This is a genomic window from Verrucomicrobium sp. 3C (assembly GCF_000379365.1).
Classification (GTDB): Bacteria; Verrucomicrobiota; Verrucomicrobiia; order Methylacidiphilales; family Methylacidiphilaceae; genus Methylacidimicrobium.
In genome coordinates, this window is the sequence record NZ_KB901875.1 from 1,687,331 (window position 1) to 1,711,906 (window position 24,576).

At 62.9% G+C, this 24,576-nt stretch carries 28 protein-coding genes; 13 read left to right on the forward strand and 15 right to left on the reverse strand.

Translation table 11 applies throughout. The annotated features are described in order from the left end of the window. Positions 1–28: 28 nt before the first annotated feature. Both A37A_RS0108905 and A37A_RS0108910 read left to right on the forward strand, forming a co-directional pair. Positions 29–235, forward strand: a complete 207-nt coding sequence (locus A37A_RS0108905) for a hypothetical protein (protein ID WP_018291166.1) — start codon at positions 29–31, stop codon at positions 233–235. Next, on the forward strand, positions 228–449 hold the full coding sequence (locus A37A_RS0108910) for a type II toxin-antitoxin system HicA family toxin (RefSeq protein WP_026195752.1): 222 nt from the start codon (positions 228–230) through the stop codon (positions 447–449). The genes A37A_RS0108905 and A37A_RS0108910 overlap by 8 nt, the downstream gene beginning before the upstream one ends. 235 nt (positions 450–684) lie before the next feature. Here A37A_RS0108910 and ppa read toward each other — a convergent pair whose 3' ends face one another. Then, positions 685–1,221: an inorganic diphosphatase gene (ppa, locus tag A37A_RS0108915; RefSeq protein WP_018291168.1), complete on the reverse strand. Its 537-nt coding sequence runs from the start codon at positions 1,219–1,221 to the stop codon at positions 685–687. A 262-nt stretch (positions 1,222–1,483) separates the two neighbouring features. Here ppa and A37A_RS18360 point away from each other — a divergent pair, with 262 nt between their 5' ends. Together A37A_RS18360 and A37A_RS0108925 are read left to right on the forward strand one after the other, a co-directional pair. Beyond that, positions 1,484–1,813 (forward strand): nucleotidyltransferase family protein, encoded by a 330-nt coding sequence (locus tag A37A_RS18360; protein ID WP_155996542.1) that lies wholly within the window; start codon positions 1,484–1,486, stop codon positions 1,811–1,813. Beyond that, positions 1,810–2,226, forward strand: a complete 417-nt coding sequence (locus tag A37A_RS0108925) for an HI0074 family nucleotidyltransferase substrate-binding subunit (protein ID WP_018291170.1) — start codon at positions 1,810–1,812, stop codon at positions 2,224–2,226. The genes A37A_RS18360 and A37A_RS0108925 overlap by 4 nt, the downstream gene beginning before the upstream one ends. Here the strand turns inward: A37A_RS0108925 and A37A_RS18365 are convergent. From A37A_RS18365 to A37A_RS19225, 3 genes are read right to left on the reverse strand one after another with little or no spacing between them, the layout of a single operon-like run. Continuing rightward, complete coding sequence (locus A37A_RS18365; protein ID WP_026195753.1) at positions 2,223–2,813, reverse strand: Uma2 family endonuclease; 591 nt, start codon at positions 2,811–2,813, stop codon at positions 2,223–2,225. The two genes, A37A_RS0108925 and A37A_RS18365, sit on opposite strands and share 4 nt — an antisense overlap. A gap of 59 nt (positions 2,814–2,872) precedes the next feature. Further along, entirely contained in the window at positions 2,873–3,280 is a 408-nt protein-coding gene (locus A37A_RS0108935; protein WP_018291171.1) for a type II toxin-antitoxin system VapC family toxin, read from the reverse strand. Further along, complete coding sequence (locus A37A_RS19225) at positions 3,277–3,510, reverse strand: type II toxin-antitoxin system Phd/YefM family antitoxin (protein WP_018291172.1); 234 nt, start codon at positions 3,508–3,510, stop codon at positions 3,277–3,279. Before A37A_RS19225 ends, A37A_RS0108935 begins: the two co-directional genes overlap by 4 nt. Before the next feature lie 268 nt (positions 3,511–3,778). On the opposite strand from A37A_RS19225, the gene A37A_RS0108945 reads away from it, so the two are divergent. After that, positions 3,779–5,299, forward strand: coding sequence for an aldehyde dehydrogenase family protein (locus A37A_RS0108945; RefSeq protein WP_155996543.1), 1,521 nt, complete (start codon positions 3,779–3,781; stop codon positions 5,297–5,299). 31 nt (positions 5,300–5,330) lie between these two features. Here A37A_RS0108945 and A37A_RS0108950 read toward each other — a convergent pair whose 3' ends face one another. The 5 genes from A37A_RS0108950 to A37A_RS0108970 all read right to left on the reverse strand — a co-directional run bounded on the left by A37A_RS0108950 (position 5,331) and on the right by A37A_RS0108970 (position 9,551). Continuing rightward, the gene (locus A37A_RS0108950; RefSeq protein WP_018291174.1) at positions 5,331–5,960 is read right to left on the reverse strand and encodes a YceI family protein; all 630 of its coding nucleotides are present in this window, start codon (positions 5,958–5,960) and stop codon (positions 5,331–5,333) included. A gap of 221 nt (positions 5,961–6,181) precedes the next feature. Continuing rightward, positions 6,182–6,997 carry an FkbM family methyltransferase gene (locus tag A37A_RS0108955; protein WP_018291175.1) on the reverse strand — a complete coding sequence of 272 codons (816 nt, stop codon included), beginning with the start codon at positions 6,995–6,997 and terminating at the stop codon, positions 6,182–6,184. Then, positions 6,994–7,986, reverse strand: a complete 993-nt coding sequence (locus A37A_RS18370) for a glycosyltransferase family 2 protein (RefSeq protein ID WP_018291176.1) — start codon at positions 7,984–7,986, stop codon at positions 6,994–6,996. Before A37A_RS18370 ends, A37A_RS0108955 begins: the two co-directional genes overlap by 4 nt. Then, positions 7,983–8,912 (reverse strand): glycosyltransferase family 2 protein, encoded by a 930-nt coding sequence (locus A37A_RS16690; protein ID WP_018291177.1) that lies wholly within the window; start codon positions 8,910–8,912, stop codon positions 7,983–7,985. The genes A37A_RS18370 and A37A_RS16690 overlap by 4 nt, the downstream gene beginning before the upstream one ends. 120 nt (positions 8,913–9,032) lie before the next feature. Continuing rightward, complete coding sequence (locus tag A37A_RS0108970; protein ID WP_018291178.1) at positions 9,033–9,551, reverse strand: hypothetical protein; 519 nt, start codon at positions 9,549–9,551, stop codon at positions 9,033–9,035. Positions 9,552–9,825: 274 nt separating this feature from the next. Here A37A_RS0108970 and A37A_RS18375 point away from each other — a divergent pair, with 274 nt between their 5' ends. The 8 genes from A37A_RS18375 to A37A_RS0109010 all read left to right on the forward strand — a co-directional run bounded on the left by A37A_RS18375 (position 9,826) and on the right by A37A_RS0109010 (position 18,199). Beyond that, positions 9,826–10,206: a hypothetical protein gene (locus A37A_RS18375; protein ID WP_051076259.1), complete on the forward strand. Its 381-nt coding sequence runs from the start codon at positions 9,826–9,828 to the stop codon at positions 10,204–10,206. Positions 10,207–10,330: 124 nt separating this feature from the next. Next, positions 10,331–13,138, forward strand: coding sequence for an excisionase family DNA-binding protein (locus A37A_RS0108980; protein WP_018291180.1), 2,808 nt, complete (start codon positions 10,331–10,333; stop codon positions 13,136–13,138). 108 nt (positions 13,139–13,246) lie between these two features. Continuing rightward, the gene (locus A37A_RS0108985) at positions 13,247–14,080 is read left to right on the forward strand and encodes an N-acetylmuramoyl-L-alanine amidase (RefSeq protein ID WP_020494221.1); all 834 of its coding nucleotides are present in this window, start codon (positions 13,247–13,249) and stop codon (positions 14,078–14,080) included. Positions 14,081–14,217: 137 nt separating this feature from the next. Beyond that, a complete protein-coding gene (locus A37A_RS16700; RefSeq protein WP_018291182.1) occupies positions 14,218–14,793 on the forward strand; it encodes a c-type cytochrome in 576 nt (191 codons plus the stop codon). A gap of 12 nt (positions 14,794–14,805) precedes the next feature. Further along, on the forward strand, positions 14,806–16,215 hold the full coding sequence (locus A37A_RS16705) for a cbb3-type cytochrome c oxidase subunit I (protein ID WP_018291183.1): 1,410 nt from the start codon (positions 14,806–14,808) through the stop codon (positions 16,213–16,215). Then, entirely contained in the window at positions 16,212–16,511 is a 300-nt protein-coding gene (locus tag A37A_RS0109000; RefSeq protein ID WP_018291184.1) for a hypothetical protein, read from the forward strand. Before A37A_RS16705 ends, A37A_RS0109000 begins: the two co-directional genes overlap by 4 nt. Further along, the gene (locus A37A_RS0109005; RefSeq protein WP_018291185.1) at positions 16,508–16,870 is read left to right on the forward strand and encodes a hypothetical protein; all 363 of its coding nucleotides are present in this window, start codon (positions 16,508–16,510) and stop codon (positions 16,868–16,870) included. Before A37A_RS0109000 ends, A37A_RS0109005 begins: the two co-directional genes overlap by 4 nt. Before the next feature lie 108 nt (positions 16,871–16,978). Then, on the forward strand, positions 16,979–18,199 hold the full coding sequence (locus tag A37A_RS0109010; RefSeq protein ID WP_018291186.1) for an NnrS family protein: 1,221 nt from the start codon (positions 16,979–16,981) through the stop codon (positions 18,197–18,199). Here the strand turns inward: A37A_RS0109010 and A37A_RS0109015 are convergent. The 6 genes from A37A_RS0109015 to glgP are packed head-to-tail and all read right to left on the reverse strand — an operon-like array spanning position 18,196 to position 24,490. After that, positions 18,196–18,885 (reverse strand): ABC-type transport auxiliary lipoprotein family protein, encoded by a 690-nt coding sequence (locus A37A_RS0109015; RefSeq protein WP_018291187.1) that lies wholly within the window; start codon positions 18,883–18,885, stop codon positions 18,196–18,198. The two genes, A37A_RS0109010 and A37A_RS0109015, sit on opposite strands and share 4 nt — an antisense overlap. Next, positions 18,882–19,694 carry an MlaD family protein gene (locus tag A37A_RS0109020; RefSeq protein ID WP_018291188.1) on the reverse strand — a complete coding sequence of 271 codons (813 nt, stop codon included), beginning with the start codon at positions 19,692–19,694 and terminating at the stop codon, positions 18,882–18,884. The genes A37A_RS0109015 and A37A_RS0109020 overlap by 4 nt, the downstream gene beginning before the upstream one ends. Beyond that, on the reverse strand, positions 19,684–20,469 hold the full coding sequence (locus tag A37A_RS0109025) for an ATP-binding cassette domain-containing protein (RefSeq protein ID WP_051076280.1): 786 nt from the start codon (positions 20,467–20,469) through the stop codon (positions 19,684–19,686). The genes A37A_RS0109020 and A37A_RS0109025 overlap by 11 nt, the downstream gene beginning before the upstream one ends. After that, entirely contained in the window at positions 20,469–21,611 is a 1,143-nt protein-coding gene (locus A37A_RS0109030) for an ABC transporter permease (RefSeq protein ID WP_018291190.1), read from the reverse strand. Before A37A_RS0109030 ends, A37A_RS0109025 begins: the two co-directional genes overlap by 1 nt. A gap of 31 nt (positions 21,612–21,642) precedes the next feature. Then, a complete protein-coding gene (locus A37A_RS21395) occupies positions 21,643–21,975 on the reverse strand; it encodes a hypothetical protein (protein WP_018291191.1) in 333 nt (110 codons plus the stop codon). Further along, complete coding sequence (gene glgP, locus A37A_RS0109040; RefSeq protein ID WP_018291192.1) at positions 21,968–24,490, reverse strand: alpha-glucan family phosphorylase; 2,523 nt, start codon at positions 24,488–24,490, stop codon at positions 21,968–21,970. The genes A37A_RS21395 and glgP overlap by 8 nt, the downstream gene beginning before the upstream one ends. Positions 24,491–24,576 lie beyond the last annotated feature (86 nt).

A 24,576-nucleotide genomic window follows, 5' to 3' on the forward strand; every position in this document is an offset into this window, starting at 1 on the left:
ACCGCAACAGGACCTTGCGGGAGATATCATGGAACTGTCCGTCGTCTTAATGCCTGCTCCGGAAGGGGGTTATGTCGCTTATAATCCCGAAACGGGGACTACGACCGAAGGGGAAACCGTGGAGCAGGCCTTGGAGAATCTTCAGGAAGCAACCGAGCTTTACGTGGAGGAATTTCCCCTGACCGTCGCCGGACGCCCTCGGTTGACTTCCTTCCACGTGGCAGAAGATCCCTAGACTGCCCGTCGTATCCGGCGAAGACGTTGTGAGAGTGTTGCGTCGATTGGGCTTCGCGTTGGTCCGGCGGCGCGGCAGCCACATGATCCTGCGTCGTGGAAGCGCCGGACGCGTAGTGCCCAATCATCGGGAACTTAAAACGGGAACATTGGCCGGAGTTCTCAAGCAGGCCGGGATTTCCCCGGAAGAGTTCCTCGACGCGCTGCGCAGCTAAACCACGGAGTACATCGTTTCGTTCTTCTGGGAAGAAAGCATCGTGGCTTGCTATGCGGCAGGGAGGGCGAAAGCCGAGGCCTGAGAGCTCTTTCGGAAAGGGTGAGGCTCGTGTGTGGGCCGGAATCCGGCCTACAACCCGAACCTGAGCCTGGAGCGGGGATATGCCTTGGCCTGGCCCCCGAGGATCGGGCGGCCCTGGAGGGGGTGAGCCGTCCACAGCCGGACCAAGGCCCTCAACCGGAGGTTTTTTTGGCCCGCTCGATTCCGGAGCGGATCAGGTCGGCCGCTTCGGTCGGCTCCGCCCAGCGGAGGAGCTTCACCCACTTGTCGTCTTCGAGATCCTTGTAGTGCTCGAAGAAGTGGGCGACCGTCTCGATGAAGATTTCGGGCAGATCCCGGTAGCTCGTGACGCGCGTATAGAAGGGATGGAGCTTGTCGATGGGAACGGCGATGATCTTCTCATCGATCCCATGCTCGTCCTCCATGAGCAAGGCGCCGATCGGGCGGGCGGGAATGACCACGCCCGGCCAGACCGGCGTTTGGGAAACCACCATGCAGTCGAGCGGATCCCCGTCCTCCGAAAGGGTGTGGGGGATGAAGCCGTAGTTGGCCGGGTAGTACATCGCCGTGTGAAGGAAGCGGTCGACGAACATCGCGCCGGACTGCTTGTCCATCTCGTACTTGACGGGCACCCCACCCTGGGGGATCTCGATGATGGCATTGACTTCGTGGGGAGGGTTGCCTCCGATCGGAATGCGGGAAATATCCATAGGGACCTTGTGAGCGGATCTGTTCCTGGAGGAATCGAACTCACTTCAGTTCGACCTCGGTTGGCGGGCTATTGTTCATAGATGGGGCGCGTTGTCCAGCGTAGCGACATCCGGAGAGGTCCGCGTATCTCTTTCGACGCTGAAGGGAAGAGAGGCGGGATGGGTGTTGCGGACGGGAGCTCGCCCAGGAGTAAGCCTGAGGGAGAGGCTTTTCGGAAGAGTTGTCTTTGGCGTCCGTCCAGAGGAAGATCGTTGGGAAGATATGCTCCAGCGCAGCGAAGCGGTTCCTCGGTTGACCTTGGGCGATCTTCCTTCCCCGCTTCGGGAAGGGCTTCATCGGCTCGCGGAGCGGTTCCGGCCTCGGGGCATTCGCTTGGTCGTCTTCGGCTCCTTTGCCCGGGGAGAGGCGCGGCCCTGGTCCGACCTCGATCTTGGCTACTTCTGGGAGGGAGCGAGGCGGCCGGAAGGGGAAGCAGAACTTTTCCGGGCGGTGGGCGAGCTCCCGACGATCCGGCGGATCGAGCTGGTCGACCTGGGGGCGGCGAGGGAAGCGTTTCGGAGCGAAGCCGCCAGGGAAGGCGTTCCGCTATGAGTGCACCCAAGGGAAGCGGGCGGGAAGAGAAACGGCTCGCGGATCTGGAGAAGGCCCTGGCCCGTTGGGAGGAAGCATTATCTGCTCCTTCGAGCGAGATGGCGCGGGATTCGGCGATTCTCCGCTTCGAGCTCGCCTACGAGGTGGGATGGAAGGCTGCGGCCGCGATGGCTCGGCGGGCGGGGCTGGAGGCGCCCGGACCGCGGGCGGCGTTCGAGGCCGCGTTCTCCCTCGGGTGGACCAGCGGGGAGGAGCTATGGGACCGGATCCTGCGGGCGAGGAACCTGGCGGTCCATGTCTACCAGGAAGAGTTGGCTCAAGAGCTCTTTCGGCAGCTCCCGGAGTTCTGGAAGGGGTTCGCCGAGCTTCTGGCGGGGATGCGCCGGGAGCTGGGAGGAGGATTCCTTCGTTAGGCTGTCTTAGGCGGATCGATCGGAGGATCTTCGGCAGATTCAGGGAAAATCCCGGCAGGAGGGGAGTGGTCAGGGTTTCCTCGAGGCTGTGGATGGCGACGGGCTCCTCCCGTTTTTCCCGGAAGCGGGTAGATCCGCACGTTCTCTTCTTCCAGATCGAAGATCCAGTATTCGGCGACCCCGGCCTCACGGTAGATCTCCACCTTGTCGACTAGGTCGATCTTGCGAGTGGAAGGAGAGAGCATTTCCGCCACGAGCGCTGGGATCACCCCTTCCTGCGCGTTCGCTCTGGGATCTATCTTGGAGAGTTCGCCCTTGGGGAGGTAATAGAGATCGGGCACCACCCCCTCCCGGTCGGAGGGCGGCATGCCCGGAAAGGAAAAGGCGATCTGTCGATCGACCACCCCAGAGGGATGTTCCCTGAGGTAGAGTGCCATCTCCACCTCGATCTCCCGAGCCAGGCTGCTATTCGCGTAAGTCTCCTCCGTTAGGATGAGCCTCCCGTGAGTGAGCTGCCAATGTTCCCCCTCAGGCGTGGAAAGCCAATCCTTCGCCGTGTGCGAACCGAGTGTGGTGGTCGGCATCATGGCCTCCTTTCTGCTGGTTCGACGATAATCCTGCCTTGAGTGGGATGGCAAGCGGCCGGCTACGGTCTCCTCCCTCGGTCCGCCCAGAGTACCAACGCTTGGTATCGTGCGAAGATCGGATCGGCGCTCAAAAGGGTGAGCTTTTCATGAAGAGCCTGTGCGACGAGCATCCGGTCGAAAGGATCCCGATGGTGAGGGGGCAAGCTGCCCGCGAGAAGCGCGTGCTCATGTTCGATGAAGAGGGGTCGGATCTTTTCCCGGCGCATCCGGTTGCTCAGGTAAGCCGATGGTGGAGACGGGAGTCGGAGCTTTCCGATCGCGATTTTGATCGCGATTTCCCAAGCGCTGGCGGCGGAGAGGTAGAGCGTATGGGCCGGATCGAGGAGAAGATCCCTCGCCTCCGGGGCGAAGCGTTCCGGCTCGCCTTCCATCCAGAGCCAGCATTGGGTGTCTAAGAGGATCTTCATTGCTCGAAGGCATGGAGGATCTCCTCGGGAAGAGGGGCGTCGAAATCGGGAGCGATCCAAATCTTGCCTTTGTCGAGCCCCAGTCGACGCGGGGCATGGTCCGCGTCCAATGGTACGATCTTGGCGATCGGAACTTTGCCTCGCAGAATGAGAAGCTCTTCGCCACCTGCGACTTTTCGCAATAAGCGAGAAAGATGGGTCTTAGCTTCGTGGATGGTAACGGTCTGCATAGTGGATGCATGACTAAACTAGGAGACTTAGTCAATCCTGCCATCATCGTCGCCTCAAACAGAGCGACGCTTCCCCGACCGCTCTCACTCCCGTCGAAGAACGAACTCCGCCGTTGCCTCATCCTGGCAAGGAACGGGCCTAGGGGTAAGCAGACGCGGAAGCGGCTGGGAGAATGCGCCCGCTTTCCGAGTAGAGCGGGTTTGCCAGGATCGGCGTGCTGGCGGTAGATTGGTGGATCGATGATTTAACCAAGGAGAACGCATGGCCATGGTGACGGAAGACAAGGTGCAGGCAGCAAAGACGAACCTGGTTCCGATCCACCCGCGGGTGGGGGAGTTTTTGCGGAGTCCGAAACGGCTCCTCATCAGTGGCAAATGGGTCGATTCGGCCTCTGGGAAGACCTTCGGCACGGTCAACCCGGCGACCGAGGAGACGCTCGCCCGGGTGGCCGAGGCGGATGCGGAAGACGTAAACCGGGCGGTCCGGGCGGCGAGGGCGGCGTTCGCGTCGGGGCCCTGGGCCAAGATGACGCCAGCGGAGCGCGGGAAGCTGCTTTGGAAGCTCGCGGACCGGATCGAGGAGCATTTGGAGGAGTTTGCGCAGATCGAGACCCTCGACAACGGAAAGCCGCTCGCCGTAGCGCGGGTGGCGGACGTGCCGCTGGCGGTCGATCTCTTTCGGTATATGGCGGGCTGGGCGACCAAGATCGAGGGGAACACGATCCCGTTGGGCATGGCGCAGCCGGAGAGCTACCTCGCCTACACGGTTCGGGAGCCGGTCGGGGTCGTGGGGCAGATCATCCCCTGGAACTTCCCGCTCTTGATGGCGGCCTGGAAACTGGGTCCCGCGCTCGCGTGCGGCTGCACGGTCGTGCTCAAGCCGGCGGAGCAGACGCCTCTTTCGGCCTTGCGGTTGGGGGAATTGATCCAGGAAGCGGGCTTCCCAGAGGGGGTCGTGAATATTCTCACGGGCTTCGGGGAGACCGCCGGAGCGGCGTTGGCCGCGCATCCCGACGTCGATAAGGTCGCCTTCACCGGATCGACGGAGGTCGGCAAGCTCATCGCCCAAGCAGCGACGGGAAATCTCAAGAAGGTGAGCCTCGAGCTGGGCGGCAAGTCGCCCAACATCATCTTCGCCGACGCGAACCTCGAGGAGGCGGCGGCCGGGGCGGCGATGGCGATCTTCTTCAACCATGGCCAGTGCTGCTGCGCGGGCAGCCGGCTCTTCGTGGAGGCACCGGTGGCGGACGAGGTGGCCGAGCGGATCGCCAAGGAAGCGGAGAAGATCCGGGTGGGGCCCGGGATGGCGCTCGACACTGAGATGGGGCCGCTCGTCTCCCGGGAGCAGTATGACCGGGTTCAGGGATATATCCGGAGCGGGACCGAAGGGGGGGCCCGCGCGAGGTCGGCGGAGTTGACCACCGGCGGACGGGGCTACTTCGTGCCGCCCACGCTCTTCACCGATGTCCGGCCCGAGATGAAGATCATGCGGGAGGAGATCTTCGGCCCGGTCGTCTGCGCGAGCTCCTTCCGGACGGAGGAGGAGATCCCGGTGGCGGCCAACGATACGATCTATGGCTTGGCGGCTGGGGTCTGGACCCGGGAGATCGGCAAGGCCCACAAGCTCGCCAGCCGGCTGAGGGCGGGGACGGTTTGGATCAACTGCTATAACGTTTTCGATGCCGCTCTTCCGTTCGGAGGCTACAAGCAGTCGGGATGGGGCCGCGAGATGGGCCACGCGGTGTTGGAAAACTATACCGAGTTGAAGTCGGTCTGCGTGCGCCTATAGGCGGAAGCGCTTGCGGCAGGGCCAATGGCCCTTAGCGGGCGACGACCGTGAAGTGGATTTCGACCAGGTCCTTGATCCGCATCGTTCCTCCGGCGATCCGGATCGGTTGGATTCCGAAATCGCTCTGGCGCACCTTGGCCGTGCCGGCGACCCGGATCGCGCCGGAAGACGGGATGAGCCGGACGGGGAAGACGATCTTTTTGACTATGCCGTGTAGGGAGAGCTCACCGGCAACCAGAACATGGGCAGGGTCGCGGGCCGGGGTGGTTCCCGTCGAGGTGAAGTGGATCTCGGGGTAGCGGGCGACGTCGAGCACCTGCTCGCCCCGCATCGTTGATTGCACCTCGCGGCGTTCTTCGGGAGGAACCTCGGGGTCGACGACCGTCAAGGAGCTGGCGGGCAGGCTTACCTCGGCCGCGAGGGAGCTGAGCGACGAAGGGCTGCAGTCGATCGTCCCCGTGAGCTTCCTGGAGATGATCTCGTGATCGTGGCTAAGGAAGCCGAGCAGGCCGCCGCGGATCACGAGGATCTCGACCTTGCTCCTGGCGGAGTCGACCTGGTAGACGGCGGCGGAAAGCAGGGAGGGGGTTCCCAGCGCCAGCCAGAGGAGGAGGCAGGCTCGGGGAAGGAAGCGCATGGAGGAGTGGGTGCCGCGAAGCATGCGCGTTTGCGCTCCGGTTGAAAAGGGCTTTTCGCGGCTGCTTGACTTGCCTGTCTCCCAAGCGTTCTCCTGCGGCTTGCGAAATGGACCTGTCCGCTTCGTTGGGGCTTAGTTTTCCCTCCTCGCAGTATGTCGTCCTACCGCTCCGGGAGAAACCCTGCGCCCCGCCTTGCATCCAGGCCCCCACTCGCCTCGGGTACGAACTTTGTGAGATAGGCAGGTCAATGCGGCGGCCGGCGCCAGGCGTAAAGCATGGTCGTGAATTCGGTTGCAGCCCGGGTTGAGGTAAAGAATCCCAAGGCGCTCAAGTAGGCGGTAAGGTTCGCCACGTTTTCGCTGGGCGCGCTGCCCGGATGGACCTCGATCGCCATCCGTCGGATGCGGGCGAGGAGCTCGGGGGCGGTTCCGTAGAGGATGGCGTACTCGGAGCCTTCGCAATCCATCTTGAGAAGGTCACAAACGGCAAGCTTTGTTCGGCGAAAGACTTCCTCGAGGGTTACGGCGGGAACCTCGATCTGAAGGTCCTCTTGGCTGGACCAGGAGGGACCTGGCGGCTGGGGAAAGACCGTGGCGCGGCTCGAGAAAGATTCCGAGCGGGGAAGGTGGAGGGAGAGGGTCCCCGATGTCGCCGACAGGGCCTCTCGGAAGGGAAGGACGGGAAGGCGGTTGTCTCGGACGAGCTTCTCGAGATAGCGGAAGTTCTCCTCCCATGGCTCAAAGGCGAGGATCTGCGCTCCCGGGAAGCGTTCGGCCGCGAAGAGCGAAAAGAGCCCGATGTTCGCCCCGATGTCGATCACCGTGTGGAAATGGCGGAGATCCCTCCACCAAGCGGGGAACAGGTAGTGGTGGGAAAGGAAGATTTCGTGGAAATCCCCGATCCGGGCCGAGGGGAGCGGGAGCAGGTACCCCCTTCGAGTGCGGAACTCCAGGACTTCCGGCTGACGGAGGAAGCCCCGTCGATGGAGGAAGTAGAGCGGCCAGTTGCGAAAGGTGCGGATGAGCCGCCAATATCCGAGCCAACGGTCCCATTGTTTCATGGGAGGGACCCCTCCGCAACAGGTCTGCGCCGCAGAAAGCGGAAGAACTCTTCCAGGCGGGTCAACCAGGGTTTGCTTGCGGCCTTGATTTGGGCCGCCTGCGCGTAGGAGAGGCCGAGGCGGAGCAGCCGCCGGTCCCGGGACGGGAGAACCGGCCAGATCCACTCGCCATAGCGGGCGAGTTGCCGGTCGGCCTCGGCCGGGTCAAACTGCTTGTAGGCCCCCAGACGCTGGAAGAAGCCGATGCCGGCCGCCTGCGCCAACGGCGGAGTCATGCGCCCCTCGCCCATGAGCCAGACGAGCATCGCCTCGGTCTCCTGGTTGTGGGCGGGGAGGAGCTGGCGTAGCTTGGATGAGGTCCAGGAGAAGTGTCGGCCCATGCGGTAGACCGCGCCGGGTGATGGAGTGAATCGGAAGCGGAGCCCCTTTTGCAGGGCGCGGGCGTAGAGCTCGTAATCGTCCACTAGGTGGCCTGGGCTCCAGCCGCCGATGCGGAGGAGTGCTTCGCGCCGCCAGAGTTGGGCCCCAATTTGCGGAAACCAGAACGCCAACCAGAGATAGAAGGGATCGGGAGAATCGGGGAGGTGAGCGGTCCAAGGCGGAGTCGGTCCCTCGCTCCCCCACTGCTCGATTAGGGAAGCGGAGAGGAGGACGTCGGCGGATTCCTCTCCCACCTCGCCCAGTTGCGTCTCGATCTTCTGGGGGAGGAGATAATCGTCGCTGTCGAGCCACTGGATCCACTCTCCCCGAGCGGACTCGAGGATTGCGTTCCGCGCGCTGGAGGGACCGGAGTTGCCCGGCAGGGAGAGGAGCCGGATCCGATCACCGAAGCCTTCCATGATCTCCCGGGTCCGGTCGGTCGAGCCGTCGTCGGCGACGACCACTTCTTTGTGGGGCCAGGTCTGGGCGAGCGCGCTCTCGACCGCTTGGGCGATCCACTCTTCGCGGTTGTAGGCGGGAATCCCGATTGTGACGAGGGGGGCGGTCATACGGGAGAGAGGCGGCGGAGAACCGCCGAAAAACGTTCCGCCCGGGAGAAGCCGAGCCCGCCCAGGAGGATGCGGTAGAGGGGGCTGCGCGGCGCGCGCATCCAGCCGCGGGCGGAAGCCTTGATAAAGAAGCGCTCCGCTTCCTGGGCCTCTCCGCTACGGGCGAGCCATCGGGCGACCAGGAAAAACGCCTCGCCAGCGCAGCGGCGGAGAGAAGCGGTCCAACTGCGGCCATCGTCGAGCCATTGGGCCATCTCTTCCAAGACGGCTGCCTTTTGGCGGGCGAAGGTCCCGGTCCGTTCCGCGGAGATGGGCCCACGGCGGATCCGCCAGACGGCCCCCGGGGAGGGAGTCAGCCGGAAGAGGAGTCCTTGGCGAAGGGCCCGGCCCACGAGCTCGTAGTCATCGAAGAAAGGAGCCTGGTTGCTCCAGCCGCCGAGCCGTTGTACGGCTTCGCGGCACCAGAGGTAGCCGCCGGTTTGCGGCAGCTCCCCGATGAACCAGCCGGCGAGGAGACGCTCCGAAGGGCAGGAGCGCTGCGGATGGAGATTCCCCGAACCTTCGTCCAACAGGCAGGGGCTGTAGAGGAGATCCGCGCGGTCTCTCCCGTCTGCCTCCGCAAGCTGGGTTGCAATTTTTTGGGGAAGAAGCCGGTCGTCCTGATCGAGCCACTGGATCCATTCTCCCTGGGCGGCTTCGAGGATCGCGTTGCGGGCGGAAGCCCTCCCCTGGTTGGGCTGGGCAAGGAGCCGGATTCGGGGCAGGAAGGCTTGGAGGCATTCTCGCGTGGCATCGGTCGAGCCGTCGTCGACAACGATCACTTCCTTATTGGGCCAAGTCTGGGCGAGGGCGCTCTCCACCGCGGCAGCAACCGTGTCGGCGCCGTCGTGCGCGGGGATGCCAATCGAGACCAGCGGCGCAAGCACGACTAGGGAGCCTGCCCAATCGAGGCCGCGTGAGTCAAGAAGAGAGACCGCATCCCTCGGCGGCCTCCGGCGCGGTCGCACAGGGGGGCCGGGCCCCCCTGTGCTTATCGCGCAGAACCCTTAGGCGCTGGCGGAGGGCCGGCGCTCCACTCCTTCGGCGATCCACGGGGGAATGGCGAAGAGCAGGGCGATCGCCGGAGCGGCCGCAGCGGTCTTCAAGGCGAGCAGCGGAGTGAGCGCCGGGTGCCCCGGTGTGGACAGCACGATCGCGAGCTGCCCGATCCAAGCCAGCCCGACGAAGGAGGGCAGGAGGAGGTAGGGCCACCGTACCGCTCGCCGGGCGAGAAGCACATAGGTGAGGCTCGCCTCCGTCAGCAGGCCCAGAAGGGCGAGGCTACGGGGATAACCATCGGTGATCCACTGCTTCACGAAGGTCCCGTCGGCGCCGGGCCAGCGGAAGAGGTCGTAGAAGAACGCGGCAGTGGCGGGGAGCGAAACGAGCAGCAGCGTCAAAGCGGCAAGCCAAGTCCACTGCACCAGTCGTGCACGGACACCGCCGGCGACCGGAGCGGCCGCCCGATTCGGAGTGGACGTCTCTTTTCCCTCTGTCGTTTTGGTCGTGTCGTATTCGGCAATCATGTCGTCTCCTTGATAAGCGTTTCGCAAATGGCGCGAAACATGATCGTAATATTACGCATACTTATTAAATGTGCAAGGACAAAATAATATGCGCATAACTTATAATAAAGGCAAATGGACGCTTTGGCGTCTCCTGCTGCGAAGCCTCCGAAGCGCCTTTCGACTGGGCTCCAGAAGGTTTCCCGGACGAGAGGTCTTTCCGCGACGTTCGGAGTGCCAAAGGGGAAGAAAACCCGTTGACACGAAATGGTGATGCAGGCAAAAGGTACTTGCGTTGAAAAGAGCAGGAATCCTGTTTGCCATGCTTGCGGCGTGCCACCTGGCAGGAGGCCACTGGCTTCTCTGGCAGGGAGCGGCATGGGCTAGCATGCTCGTGCGGTACTCGCAGAGCTATGGGATGGAGACGGGACTCTTCATGACCTTTGACGGCAAGCATCCCTGCCAAATCTGCAAAAGGGTGGTAAAAGGGAAGAACAAGGAAGAGCACTCTTCGAGGTCCGAAAGGTCGCAGGAAGAGATCGGGCTCTATTTCTTGGCGTACGACTCTCTTTTGAGCCCGTTGCTTCTTTCTGCGGAAAGGCCGGTGATCTGGCGGCCCCACCTGTCGATTCGCACGGATCGACCTCTTTCTCCTCCTCCCCGAACCGTCGCGTAGCCATTTTGCCGGTCACGGCGAGGTGCGCTCGGCGATTTGCGGAATCGCCTGTCCTGATAAGTAGTGCAGGCATTTTCCAGGTGCCGGCGCCGGGAAACGCGAATGTCAATCCTTGGGAGGAAAGATGTACAAAAAATTGCTGCGGCCCGAAGAGGCTGCGCGGCTGCTGAATGTCAGCCGCTGGACGATCTACCGCTGGGTAGGCGAAGGGCGGCTGGAGGGAACGCGGGTGGGACCCGGATCGCTGCGGGTCTTCGCCGAGTCGGTTGATGGGCTGATCCGTCGCAACCGGGTGGGGGAGGCGGCGGGAAGCCGGCCGCCATCCCGGAGAAGCCCCAAGGGGAGCCGTTGCCTCTCTTTGGCCCTGGGCTTCTTGCTGCTCCTCCACGGTCTCCTTTGGGCGCAGCTCTCTCCGGAGCCGGTCGATCCGTCGGCGGAGCTGTCCGGTCCTTCCGGTGGCTCCGGGACCAAGGCGGCGGCAGCGCTGCAGCAGCCGACGACCGAGTCGACCATGGCGCCCGTCACGGTGAAAGCGGCTTCCAACGTCCCGAATATGCTGCCGACCGCGGCACCCATTGATTCGGTCTACGGGATGCCGATGGATGTGATGGACATCCCCCGGCAGGTGACGCCGATCAACAAGACCCTCTTGGATGAGTCGGGGGCCACCTCGGTCGGCTACATGAACCCCATCAGCTTTGCGATGATCAACCCGACAGCCTTCGGGGGGCTCGATGGCACGATTGCGCCCGCTCCCTACATCCGCGGGAACGAGGCTCTACCGTTCATCAACGGGATGTCGATGAGTGTGATGAACGTGGAGATGGTCAACTCGGGGCTCCCGTGGAACTGGAACATGATCGAGTCGACCGATCTCGTCGAAGGTCCCGGGAACGCGGTCTTCGGCGCGGGGCAGGAGGCTTCGGGCTACGTCAACTACACGACCAAGCAGCCCTACTTCGACAAGTTCCGGGGAAACGTCTGGGACTCGACGGGAATGTACGAGAACTACATGTGGGGAGCAGACATCGGCGGGCCGATCGACAAGGAGCACAAGCTGGCCTACCGGCTGAGCTACATGGGGATGGAAAGCGGAAGCTGGTACCAGTATGTGCATAACGACCAGCAGAACGTCTACTTCGCCCTTGGATGGAAGCCGGTGGAGAACTACTCGGCCGATCTCTACGTCGATGCCGACTTCGCCTCCGCCTCTCCGATCGGTTACGCGGGCTTTAACCGGCCGACCAATGCGCTCTTCCAGAGCGGAGGCTCCCTCGACTATATCGGCGCGCTTGCGCCGTCCCAAATGGGAAGCGTTTCCTCCTTGCGGAACTACTGGGCCGCCAATCCGGGGGCATCGATCGCTCCTTCGCCTTTGGGCTTTGGGACGTACGGAGTCGGCTTGGGTCCAGTGAATCGCCGGACACTCCTGATGAGCCCCTACGCGCAGGACACGGGCTACCAGGGCATGACCCAGCTCATCCAGAAGGTCCATGTGGACGAGGGGTTCGACCTAGTGAACAACACGCTCGTCTGGTATACCCGTCACGATGGGATGCAACCCTCCTACTTCTATGACGAGGCGGTGATGGGGGATTACGAGGTCGACAACCGGACCGAATGCCGGCTGGCCTTCGACACTCCCGTCGGCGGAGGGAAAGCGGGGAAGGGCGAGGATGGCTCCTTTTCCATTTCCCACATGATCGACACGGGCCTCGAATGGGTCTTCCAGCGGAACATGGATTATGTTTCGACGATGCTGATCAACATGCCCAACATGTTCAGCACGTATCAAAATCCGTTGCTCTGGGATGTCCGGAACACTCCCTATTTCCAGGCGGCGATCCGTAACCCGAACGCCCCGGGCGGAGGCGAGTGGCACATTCCCTCGGCTCCTCCCGGCTACTACTTTGAGCCGCTCAACGGGACCACCGGGACGACCGACTCGACCTACTGGTCGCTCGCCCCATTCTGGCAGCACGACATCAAGTTTGGAGAGAAGCTAAGCCTCCAGTATGGGCTCCGGGCAACCACCTACTTCATTGATGCCCAGACGCCTCCCGGCACTCCCTCGATGCTCACCGCCCAGCTCCAGACTTCGATGATCGACCCGCTCTTCTCGATCGGGCCGGTCTACAAGCCATTTCCCTGGTTGAGCCTCTACGGAAACTTCAACTACGAATATGTGACGGCGGCGGCGGACATGGGGGGCTTCGTTCCCACGCAAACCTCGGAGGAGATGCATCTGCTCAATGAGCTCGGGGAAGTAGGCGCCAAGTTGAGCCTCCTCCACGACAAGCTCTACATGTCGTTCGCCTTCTTCCACCAGAACCTCTACATGGACCAGATCGGCTTCCAGCCGAATCCGGGACTGCTCCAGGGCTTCGAGTACAACATGACCTACCAGCCCGATCGCCACTGGATGTTCCGGGCGGGCTACGCCTATATGCATGGCACCTGGAACTATTCGTCGCTTCCCTATGGTCCGAGCGAGACGCAGAGCTATTCGACGGGCTATGCGTTCCGACACAACCTGCCGCTCGATGACAACGGATCGAGCATATCACCGATCAACGTCTCGGGAGTTCCCGGGATCTATGACTGGACCGGCTTGCCCACTCAGACCGCCAACGCGATGGTCACCTACCGGACCGACTTCGGCCTCTCCTTCACCGCCTCGGCCCTGTTTATGAGCAGCTACCCGCTCTTTTTCAACGACACGGCGGTGGTGCCGGCCCAGTATGTCACCAACCTGAGCGCGACCTACCAGAAGGACAACTGGGTCTTGACCGTCTACATTTGGAATCTCACCAACTCGGTCTACTGGATGCCGTATGCCACCGGGCTCGCCTCCGACGTGGCGTCCAACTCGGACTATGTGCTTCCGGGCTTGCCCTTCTGGGTGCAAGCGCAGGTGAGCTACCGGTTCTGATCTCCGCCCGAAGCCTTCCGCCGATCGCTCACGAGAAAATGCTTTACTTCTAGCTTGGCCGCAGTCTCTTACTGTGGGTGCTCTCGACCTGGTGTGAAAGCAGCCTGGATGCGGTGGTTTCTGGTGGGGCTAGTCGCCCAGGGCGGGTGTTTTGTCCGTTCCCTGAGGGCGGCGGCGCCGATCCGTCCGTTTTCGACGGTGCTCCTCGACCCTGGTCATGGGGGCATGGATAACGGGGGAATGAGTCGGCCGCTTCCGGGGGGAAGGCTTTTGGAAAAGGATCTCGCTCTCGACACGGCGAGGAGAGTGGCCCAGCTCCTACGATCGCGTGGCTTCCACGTCGTGATGACGCGGACCGACGACCGGTTCGTCGATCTCGACGAGCGGGTGAAGGTGGCCAATCGGCTCGGACCGGGGGCGGTGGCGGTCAGCATCCATTACAATGCGACTGGGGATCGAAGCATCCGGGGAGCCGAGACCTTCTTTTGGCATGCGGACAGCCACGGCTTGGCGACGCGGATCGACCGCAACCTGGAGGCTGTGGTCGGCGGGTCGGCCCGCGGGCTGGTGCGCCGAAGGCTGCGGCTCACCCGCAATCCGACGATTCCTGCGGTCCTGGTCGAATGCGCCTATCTCTCCAACGCACGCGAGGCGAGCCTGGTGGCACAGCCGCAAGTGCGGGAGCGGATTGCCCGGGCGATCGCAGACGGCATCGTGGAAGAGGCGCGCTTCGGAGACGAGGGGATCGCGGCCGTGCCGGAAATCTGGGCGCCGCTTTCTCGGGGCAGCGAGGGGCGGAAAGTTTCGAAGCAGTCGCGCAAGAAGCGGCATCGGAAGCACCATATCAGCGCGAGCGTCGAAAGCGTGGACCCAGCACAGGCCCTTCCTTGCGCAAGCGTTCTTGGCGGCAAGCTTCGTGCCTCGGTGAACGGCTGGTTGTGAAGCGGACGCTAGAAGCCCGTCGGGCTTGACAAGCGTCCTTGTTCGCGTGAGTGGAGCCGGCTAGGATTGCTCCGTCTGCCACCTGCTAACGGGGTAGCTTTGCCAAGCGAAGAGTTTGGAGTGGTCCGGAGACTGGCGTGATCGGGGATCCCAGGTTTTGGCGCTCGGGGGCGCTCAGCGCAACGACGGTGATGGTCGCCGTCTTGGTCATCCTGTCGATCGACACTCTTCGCGCAATTCGGGCGGGAGGGCGAAATGTTCCCGCATACACCGTGATCAACCGGCGGATCGGTTATGCCATGGATGCCGCGACGAATCGGTATCGCCCCGTTCTCGGCGGAGAAGAGCTCCTCTTTGGCCGCCGGTACAGTGCGCAGGAGGCAGCGGAGCTGATCGAGAGAGGCAAGCTCGTGATCCAGACGCGGGCTTGCCTCGATTGCCACACGATGTTTGGAATCGGCGCCTACTACGCGCCCGACTTGACGAAAAGCTGGCTCGATCCGATCTGGCCCTCTTGGCAAGCGATGACGCAGGCCTCCAGCCGCGAAGAGGCGATGGTCCGCTTCCTTCAAAACCCGGATCGTTACCCGATCGGCATCCGAATCATGCCGAACCTCCGGATCGATCGAGCGGATGCGGAGGCGCTCGTCGCCTACTTGAAATGGCTCTCGTCGATCGAGACCAACGGCTTTCCGGCTCGATTCGGAGATTAGCGGGAAAAGTTAATGATCTACCGGTCCCAGCAATTGGCTCTGCGATACTTCGCCGCGTCGATGCTCCTCTTCGGGGTGATGATCGCGGCGGGCCTGCTCACTTCTCTCTACTATCTGCGTGTCGGCTTTCTCCTTGATGTCTTCCATTTCAGCACGGCGAAGATTCTCCACATTGATACCCTCGTCCTCTGGCTGCTCATGGGTTTTCTGGGCTCGGTCTACTGGTTCCTGCCATTGGAGCTCGAGCGGGAGGTCGAATGGATTGGGCTGGCGCAGAAAGCGTTTTGGATCTTCGTGGGTACGGTGGCCGCAGTTGCTGCCACGCTGAGTTTTGTGCAGTACGGAGGAACCAGTGCCGCGAGCCTCTGGCTGATCAATCAAGGGAGAAAGTATGTGGAGGCGCCTCGGTGGGCCTGCGTATTGATTGCCGCAGTGCTCGTTCTTTTCGGAGTCAACGTGGTGGCAACGGCCCTACGCGCCCGGCGGATGACGGGCATTCTCGCGGTGCTGATTGCCGATCTGATCCCGCTGATCGTTCTCTTTCTCAACGCCTTTTCCGCCGAGCCGAACATGTCGAAAGACCTCTTCTGGTGGTGGTGGTTGATTCATCTCTGGGTCGAGGCCACCTGGGAGGTTTTCATTGGTTGCGTCCTGGCCTGGTCGCTCCTCCATCTGCTCGGCGCCTCGCGGGCGATCGTCGAATCCTGGCTTTACGTGGAGGTCGCCATGGTTCTCGGCACCGGGATCCTGGGGCTTGGCCACCACTATTTTTGGATCGGCACACCCTCCTATTGGCTTGGGATCGGCGGCTTTTTCTCGGCTTTGGAGCCACTGCCGCTTCTGGGCATGGTGATTCACGCGATCTATGATGCGGGAGCTCATCGACATCAGATCCTCAACCGCCCCGCCTTTGCCTGGCTGCTGGCCGAGGCTTTCGGGAATTTCCTCGGCGCCGGAGTCTGGGGCTTCATGATGACCCTGCCGCAGATCAACCTCTTTGCGCATGGCACCCAATGGACCGCTTCCCATAGCCATTTTGCTTTCTGGGGCGCTTATGGCTGCGCCGTCATTTCGGTCATCTACCTTGTTCTGCAGAAGATTCGCGCCGGCAGAGGCGATTTCGAAAGTCAAGCGTGGAAATGGGCCTTTGCGCTGCTCAACATTGGGCTGGTGGGGATGTCGAGCGCGCTCTTGATTGCCGGGATGGCCCAGGCATTCTACGAGCGGGCGATCGGGGGCTCGACCTTCCAGGCCTTTCTCACGGCGCAAGCCAACCGATGGATGACGGAGGGATTGCAAGCGCGGGTCCTTTTCGGGTTGGTCTTCACCCTCGGGTATTTCGTTCTGCTCTACGACTTCTGGAAGATCGGGAAGGGAAGGCGAGCGCCGGAAACTACGCTTCGGAAGGAGGCGTCTGGATGAAGCCCGAGGAGCTTCTCTTCGCCTCGCTTCTTCTCGGGGTCTTTGCCCTGGCGGGTGGAGCGTACGGTTCCTTCTTTGCGATCGGGAAGCTTGGCCGTTCCCGGCTCCTCCTTTTCACCAGTAGGGTCTTCTTTGGTCTCCAGGCGGTCCTCTGCCTCGTGCTGCTGCGGGTGAGCACCCTGCATCTAGGCTGGAAGCTCTTTTTGGTGGCGAGCCTGCTCGGCTACGCCGTCGTTCCTCCCTTGGCCTGGTCGGCCTTGGAGAGCTTGCATGGGAAGGAGAAAGGGAAGTCATGATCGGGAACCTCGGGAACGCCCTTCTCGGCATCTGGGTGACGGCGGTGGCCGTGCTGACTCCAGACCTGTTCCTTCGGCGGGGCTGGCTCGTCGCGTTGGCAGGACTAGTTGCGATCGGGGCTGCCGCCTTCGCGGGGCGGGAAGGATCGATGCGGTGGAGCGTGCGAGCAAGCATGGGGGCCGGAGCTGCGCTTTTGGCGCTCGGGGTCGGGCGGCCTTGGGTTTCGTCGGAGCTCTTTGCCTTTTGGATCGAGCTTTGGTCGGGACTTCTTCTCTCCGTTGTCGCCCTCTGGGGAGCTCTCTATCGGCCAGGCGAGGGGAACCCGGCTTCCCCCTCGGAACAGGACGGGCCACGATGAGGAGATGCCGCCATCTGCTCTTGCTGCCGCTGCGTTGGGCGAGCATTTGGGCAGGTGGCCACGGGCACGCACTTTGTGAGACAGGCAGGGGATTCAGCAGAGGATGAAATGACAAAAGGCGCCGAGCCTCCGGGTACGAAGCCTCTGCCTTGGGGCGAATGGATCGGCCTCAGCGCGCGGGAGCCCTATCGGCTCCTCTTTCCCTTGGGGATCCTCCTCGGAGGGTTGGGTGTGGCGGTCTGGCCGCTCTTTTTTTTCTGGGGAGTGGCTTGGGCGCCTCCGCCGATCAGCCATCCGCGGATCCTGATTGAGGGTTTTGTCGGGAGCTTTGTCCTCGGTTTTTTGGGGACCTCGGTGCCGCGGCTCCTGGAGGTCGGGGGGTTCGCGCTCTGGGAAACGGGTTCCTTTTCCGGGGCGCTCCTCGCGGTCGGGTTGCTCCATTTCTTTGGGGTGGCCGGATGGGGGGACGGGCTTTTCGGGATCACGCTGCTCTTTTTCCTCGGGAGGCTGGCGAGCCGGTTTCCCAATCGGAAAGACAATCCACCGCCGAGCTTTGTTCTTGCTCTTTTTGGCGTCTTGGGCGCAGCGGCCGGAGCCCTGGTCGAGTCGACCGAACGGATGGGTCTTACGCTTTCCCCGGGGCTGCGCCAGCTTGGGCTCCTCCTGCTCTACCAGGGGTTGCCGCTTTTGCCGATCCTGGGAGTGGGCGCCTTCCTCCTCCCGCGCTTCTACGGTTTGCCCAGCCGGGAGAGCCTGCCGGAGGCCAGGATTCCCACTCGGGCCTGGATCGGGCGGGCGCTCGGTGCGCTTGCCGCCGCCATCTTGCTCCTGATCAGCTTTGTCTGGGAGGCGGCGGGGGCCTCTTTGGGAGGAGGACTCCTCCGGGCCGGCACGGTGCTCGCCTATCTCCTGTTCGTGATTCCGGCTTCGCGAGAGATCTTCTCTCGAGGCACGGTTGCCGGCTGCGCGCGCCTGTCGCTTCTCCTCTCGGTTCTCGGGCTTCTGCTCGCTTCCCTCTCCTTGCCGCTCCGGGCGGCCTGGCTCCACCTCTTCTTCCTGGGAGGCGCGGGCCTTCTCATCTTGACCGTGGGGGCACGGGTCATCCTGGGCTTCAGCGGGAGAGGGGATCTGCTCGCGGGCCGATATCGGCCGCTATCCCAAGCGATGGCCTGGATCCTGGGCGCCATCCTCCTTCGCATCGCGGCGGACCTGATGCCGGCCAGGCGGGATCTTCTTCTTTCGGGGGCGTCCCTTTTCTGGCTGGGGGCGCTCGTGTTGTGGGCTTGGGCGATCCTGCCCAAGGTGCGCTGTCCCGATGTCGAGGATTAGCTCTTCGGTGGGGAAGGGGGCGTTGGCTCGTGGCCTGTCGGCGCGGCTGTTTTTTCCGCGGTTTGGTCTGCCTCCCGGATCTGTTGGGCCAGCAAGGGGGCGGCTTCGGCGAGGATCTGGTGCAGACCCGTGTTCCAGCCGCGCATGAGGGTCGAGGCGCTCCGCTCCCGGATCGGGACGCGGCGGACGATGGTCCGTTCCCAGAGAGGGGTTCCCCGCGGAGACTGGATCAGGAGAAAGCGTACAGCGATCACCGCTGCCGGTGGTCGGCCGGGACGGAAATCTCCGTAGAGCTGCCGGACGGAAATTTCCGCGAAGGTATGGGTCATGATCGCGCTCCCTGCGCCGACCACCGCTTGGAAGAGACCCGAGGCTTGGAGGCCATCGCTGATCGCGGTGCGGATCAGCAGTTCGGGAGAAGAGAGGAAGTGGGCGTAGGGGTCCCGTTCGTAGCGGTAGTCCGTAGCGCGGTAGACGAAATCCTCACCGGCAAATGCGGCGACCACGCGGACGGTGCGGAGCACGACTGCGGGGCGGGAATCTCCCTGTTTTACGGAAGAGCCGGTGGAAGGAGCGAAGTCGAAGGTTTCCGAGGGGAGGCGAGTCGGGCGGCTCACGCAGCCGAAAAGGGACAGGCAGAGCGAGAGGAAGAAAAGCCGGCGACCGGCGCTCTTGTCGCCTATCATCGGTTCGATCCTTGCAGGCTCGGGGATCGAGGAGGGGGTTGACCGAAGAGGAAGCCGGCCGGATACCGTCGCAAGTCCTGGATCATCTCGCTTAGGGCGGCCGAGGTGTCGCGAACTTGCAACAGTGTCCGGTCGGTCGTCTCGAAGAGCTGCGGGAGGTTGCCCGCGGCTAAGGTCGTGGTCGTCTCGTCGAGGAGGATCTTAATCTGTTCGTTGGTGTGGCGGAGCTCTCCCAGGAGTCCGTTGGCACTGGCTCCCAGGGCCGGGAAGTCGACGGCACCCAGCTTTTGGAGCAGCGTCTCCACCTCCTGGACGATGTCTTTGAACTGCCCCGGAGCCGAAGGGATGTAGTAGTGCTTCGGTTCCCAGGGGACGGAGAGCGGCGGAAAGCGCTTCGGATTCACATACTCGAGAGCGACCACACTGGTCCCGGTAATGCCTTGACCTTGAATCCGTGCCCGCATGCCATGGTCGATCGCCTCTTGCAGGTTCCTTTCCTGTTCCTCCCGGGTCTTTCCCTGCGCCACGCCGGCGTTGACTTCGCCGACGACGACGACAAGATGCTCGCGATGCGGCGGATAGGCGAGCCAACTGAAGGTGATTTCGGTGACCTTGCCGATCGGCACCCCGTCCAGCAGGATTGGAGAGCCGACCGATAAGCCCGTCACTCCTCCGGCAACGTAGGTCTCAATGTAGTCGTGCTTGACGAAGAGATCGCGCAACCCGAAGGCCAGGAGACCTGCGACAAGGAGAGCGGCGGAGACGAGCACAAAGAGGCCGATCTTGATGTCCTTGACCTTACGGTTCACGATTTTCGCTGAGCTCCGGGGATTTGCCCTCTCGGCGGAAGAAGTGCTGGACTAACGGGTTCGTCGAGGTGTCCCGCAAGGTTCTTGGATCCCCCTCGGCGATGATTCTCTTGGTCCGCCCATCGAGGAGGATCACGCGGTCGGCGATCCCGAAGATGCTCTCCAATTCATGGGTGACCATTACAAAGGTGATGGTGAACTCTTTGGCAAGTCTTTTGATCAGATTGTCCAGGTCGGCCGAGCTGACGGGATCGAGGCCCGCCGAAGGCTCGTCGAGGAAGACGATCGCGGGGTCGAGCGCCATGGCCCGTGCGATGGCGGCTCGCTTGCGCATGCCGCCGCTGAGTTCCGAGGGCATCTTTTCGGCCGCAGCCAAAAGGTCGACCTGGGCCAGCTTGGCGTCCACGATCGCGTTCCGGATCTTGAGCGGAAGATCGGTGAAGACATCCAAGGGAACCCGGACGTTTTCCCGAACGGTCATCGATCCGAAGAGAGCTCCGTTCTGGTACATCACGCCGAATCGCTGGAGGAGTTGAGTCCGTTCCCGGCCCTCGAGCGCCACCAGGTTCTTGCCCTCGATGAGCACCTCCCCGGCCCGAGGAGGATAGAGCCCGATGATATGCTTGAGCAGCGTGCTCTTTCCCGAGCCGGAGCCGCCCAGGATGGCGAAGATCTCTCCGCAGTTCACCGAAAAGGAGATTTGATCCAGAATGACCGTCTCTCCGTATCCCGCGCGTAGATTGCGGATTTGGATGACCGGATCAGAGGACGCGATCATAGATTGAGCAGATAGAGAAGGACCGAGAAGACGCTGTCGGCGACGATGATCAGGAGAATGCCGGTCACGACGGCTCCGGTGGCCGAGGCGCCCACTGCCGCCGGTCCCTGCCGCGTGCGCAGGCCAAGGAAGCAGCCGCTGGCCGAGATCAGCAGGCCGAAGACGGCTGCCTTCGAGACGCCCACGAAGATGTCGTGGATATGGACGGCGGCATCCATCTGGTGGTAGATCGCCTCCAGGGGATAGCCAAGGCCGATCATCACGAGAACCCCTCCCAGGATGCCGACGAAGATCGAATAGATCGTCAAAAGGGGGGTGACGATCACCCCGGCGATCACCCGCTGAATGACCAGGAAGCGGATCGGATCAATGCCCATCGTCTCGAGGGCGTCGAGCTCCTCGTTGACCTTCATGGTGCCCAATTCGGCGGCAAAGGCCGAGCCGGAACGGCCGGCCAGGAGAATGGCGGTCATGATGGGACCCATCTCCCGGACCATGAGCAGGCCGATCATGTTCGCGATGAAGATCTGGGCGCCGAAGGTAGCCAGTGGTCGAGCCGATTCGAAGGCGATGACCAGGCCGATCAGAAAGCTGATCAGGGAGACGATCGGGAGCGCGTCGACCCCTGCCGACTCGAAGATCCGCAGGAATTCCCGCGGCCGGAAGAGGCGGGGATGGAATGCTGCCCCGAGCCCCTGCGTCAGTCGGCCGAGAAACGCCAAGGCATCGACCAGAAGAGTCGCTTCTTCGATGGCTGTCTGCCCGATCGTCCCGATGAGGCCCGCCGGTTCCGCTGCCGATTTCTCTCGTGCGGTTGAGGCCGGGGGTTTCAGAGACCGCTCCCACTCGGGAGGGAGTCCATCGATGTGCACTTCGGCCCGGAAGCGTCCCTCGGCTTCCCGACGGAGCTGATGGAGAAAGGCGACTCCTGCGCTGTCCCAGCGATTGACTTCACCCGCCTCGATTTGCAGGCGCTGAAAGCGGAGCTTCCCCAGGCGGCGCTCCATGGGTCGCCAGAAACGGGAGACGCTTTCCGCATCGAGCGGGCCCGTGAGCCGCAGCCGCACCGTATCCGAACCCTCCGGAACAATCTCGAATCGGAAGAGGTCCGGCGGATTGGACAGGCCTTTCTGCGCCACGGGGTGGATCGTATATTAGGTTGGGGAAGAGTCAAAGAGGGGAAAGAGGAATGAAGGGCGTAACGCCATTTAGCCGCCATTTCTCACAAATTTCGTAGCCGAGGCGCCGCAAATGGGCTTGGATGCGAGGCGTGGCGCCGGTTTCCCCCCGGAGCTGGATGAGGACATCCTGCAAGGATGGAAAACCAAGCGAGAGCGAAGCAGACCATTCCACTTTGCCAGCCGCAGGAGAAGGCTTGTGAGAAATGGCGGTTAGATCGGCCGGCCGCGGAATGGTCGCGTCGCAGGAAATGGCGGTGGGCGTGGTCGTGGGAAGCGCCTCCGCGAGAGCGAGTGCGGAGGCGTAGCCGCCTCCTTCAGGCATACCAGAGGATCTGGTGGGCCTCGAGCGGGACGAAGAGTTCGGAGTGAAAGGGTCTGGCACGCGGAGTATAGTCGGCCGCCGGTCTTCCCGCCGGGACCGAAGCCCGATAGAGAAAGGCGTTGATCGCTCCGGCCAGCGGCTCGGACCGTACCATCGGTAAGCAGACCGACGGGTCTTCGGGGCCGCGCGGCTCCGCATAGAGATCGACCTGAACCCACTGCGGCGAGAGTTCGTCCAAGTAGACCGGCACGCAGAACCGGAGTTCGGTTTCCGACGAGTCGAAGGAGAGCGGGCCGAAGCGGACTTCCCTCCAATGGAGGGCGATCTGCTGCAGCTGCTCCTCGATCTCCCCGGCACGCGCACCGTTCTTGGCGGAACGCTTCTGGAAGGAGGCGTTGAGCGGGTGGTAGTACTGCTCCGTATACTGGCGGACCATCCGGTTGGCGGAAAAGCGCCCGGTGAGCTGAGCGACGCTCTCGCGCAGCTTGGCGATCCACCGGGTGGGAATCCCGCGGGAGTCGCGATCGTAGAAGGCGGGAGCGACCTCCCCCTCCAGGAGCCGGTAGAGCTGCTCCGCCTCGGCCGCATCCCAGGCCGGATCCTCCCCGTGCTCTTGGCCATCGCCCAAGGCCCAGCCCACCTCCGGGGAATAGGCTTCCGCCCACCAGCCGTCGAGCTCCGAAAGGTTGAGGCCGCCGTTGGCCAGGAGCTTCATGCCGCTGGTTCCACTCGCCTCCCAGGGCCGTCTCGGATTGTTGATCCAGAGATCGACGCCGGAGACGAGCTCCTTGGCCATCTGCATGTCGTAATCGTCGAGGAAGACGATCCGGCCGCTCGCCTCCGGCTGTTCGGCGAAGGCGTTCCAACGGCGGATCAGCTCCTTGCCGAAATCATCGGCAGGATGCGCCTTTCCGGCAATGACCAGCTGCATCGGCGCCGCCGGGTTGGAGAGAATCCGTAGCAGCCGGTTCGGATCGTGGAGAAGGAGGGCGGGGCGCTTGTAGGTGGCAAACCGCCGGGCGAAGCCGAGGGTCAGCGCGTTCGGATCGAAGACGCAGGAGCAGGTGGCCATCTCATGCGGCATCTTTCCGAGCATCGAGCAGTGGCATTTCCGTCGCTTACGGATCGCCAGGACGAGCTTCATCCGGCTCTTGGCCCGGAATTCCCAGAGATCGAGGTCGTTCGTCTGCCGGTACCGCTCTTCGAGCAGCTCGGTGGGCTGCCGCCAGCGGTTGGGACCGCAGAGCCGGCTCCAGAGTGCGTCGGATTCGGCGGAGTGCCAGGTTGGAACGTGGATGCCGTTGGTGACATAGCCTACCGGCACCTCCGCTTGCGGCCACCGGGGGAAGAGCGATTGGAAGATGCGGCGGCTGACGTCGCCGTGAAGACGGCTCACCCCGTTGACGGCAGCCGATCCCTGAATCGCAAGATAGGCCATGTTGAGCGGCTCATCGGTTCGGCCGCCTCCTTGGCCGAGGCGAAGGATCTCCTCGACCGAGATCCCGCAATCGCGGGCGAAATCGGTCAAGTAGTGGTGGATGAGATTGGGAGAGAAGCGGTCGAACCCTGCGGGTACCGGCGTGTGGGTGGTGAAGAGATTGCCCGCCCTGGTCGCTCGGAGAGCGACGGCAAAGGGCTGGCCGGTCTGCTTGGCAAAGGCGCGGGCGCGTTCGAGGACGGCCAAGGCCGCATGGCCTTCGTTGAGGTGGCAGATGTGGCAGTCGATGCCGAGCGCCTGAAGCGCGCGCCATCCTCCGATCCCGAGGGCAATTTCCTGGAGCAGACGCATTTCCGGGTTGCCGCCGTAGAGCGATCCCGTGATCGGGCGGTCGGCCGGGCTGTTGACCGGGTCGTTGCTGTCGAGCAGGTAGAGCGGGACCCGTCCGACGGTCGCCTGCCAGACGCGCAGGACGAGGGGACGCCCCGGCAGGGTAAGAGCGATGCGAAGCCACTCCCCGTCGGCATCCCGAACCGGGACGACCGGAAGGAGCGTGGGGTCGTTAAAGGGGTAATACTCGACCTGGTGACCATCGCCGGCGATCCCTTGACGGAAATATCCCTGCTGGTAGAGGAGCCCTACGCCGACCAGCGGAACGCCTAGGTCGCTCGCCGCCTTGAGGTAATCCCCCGCGAGGATGCCCAAGCCTCCCGAATAGATCGGCAGCGCTTCGCTCAAGCCGAACTCCATGCTGAAGTAGGCGACGTGGCTGAGTCCGTGGAGGCTATGGGTCGTGTCGAACCAAGTCGGGCACTCCAAGTAGGCTTTCCTCTTCTCGAGCTGATTCCGCAGCTCCTGCAAAAAGACGGGGTTGCCGCGGAGATGCTCCAAGCGGGTCTCCGAGACGCTCTCCAGAAGGAACCAGGGATTGGCGGTAGCATCCCAGAGCCCGGCATCCATCATCTGCCAGATCTTTTCGGCCCCGGTGTTGGAGAGCCAGAGGAGATCGGCGGCAAGTTCCTCCAGACCGGCAAGCTGGGGAGGCAGCGGGCGAGCGAAGTAGTGGGTGAGGACCATACTGGCCTTTCTATCGTTTCGGAGAGGGCAAGGCGACAGAAATAGCGCTCGTTTCCTTTTCCCCTCCTTTCTGCGAAGATGATCCA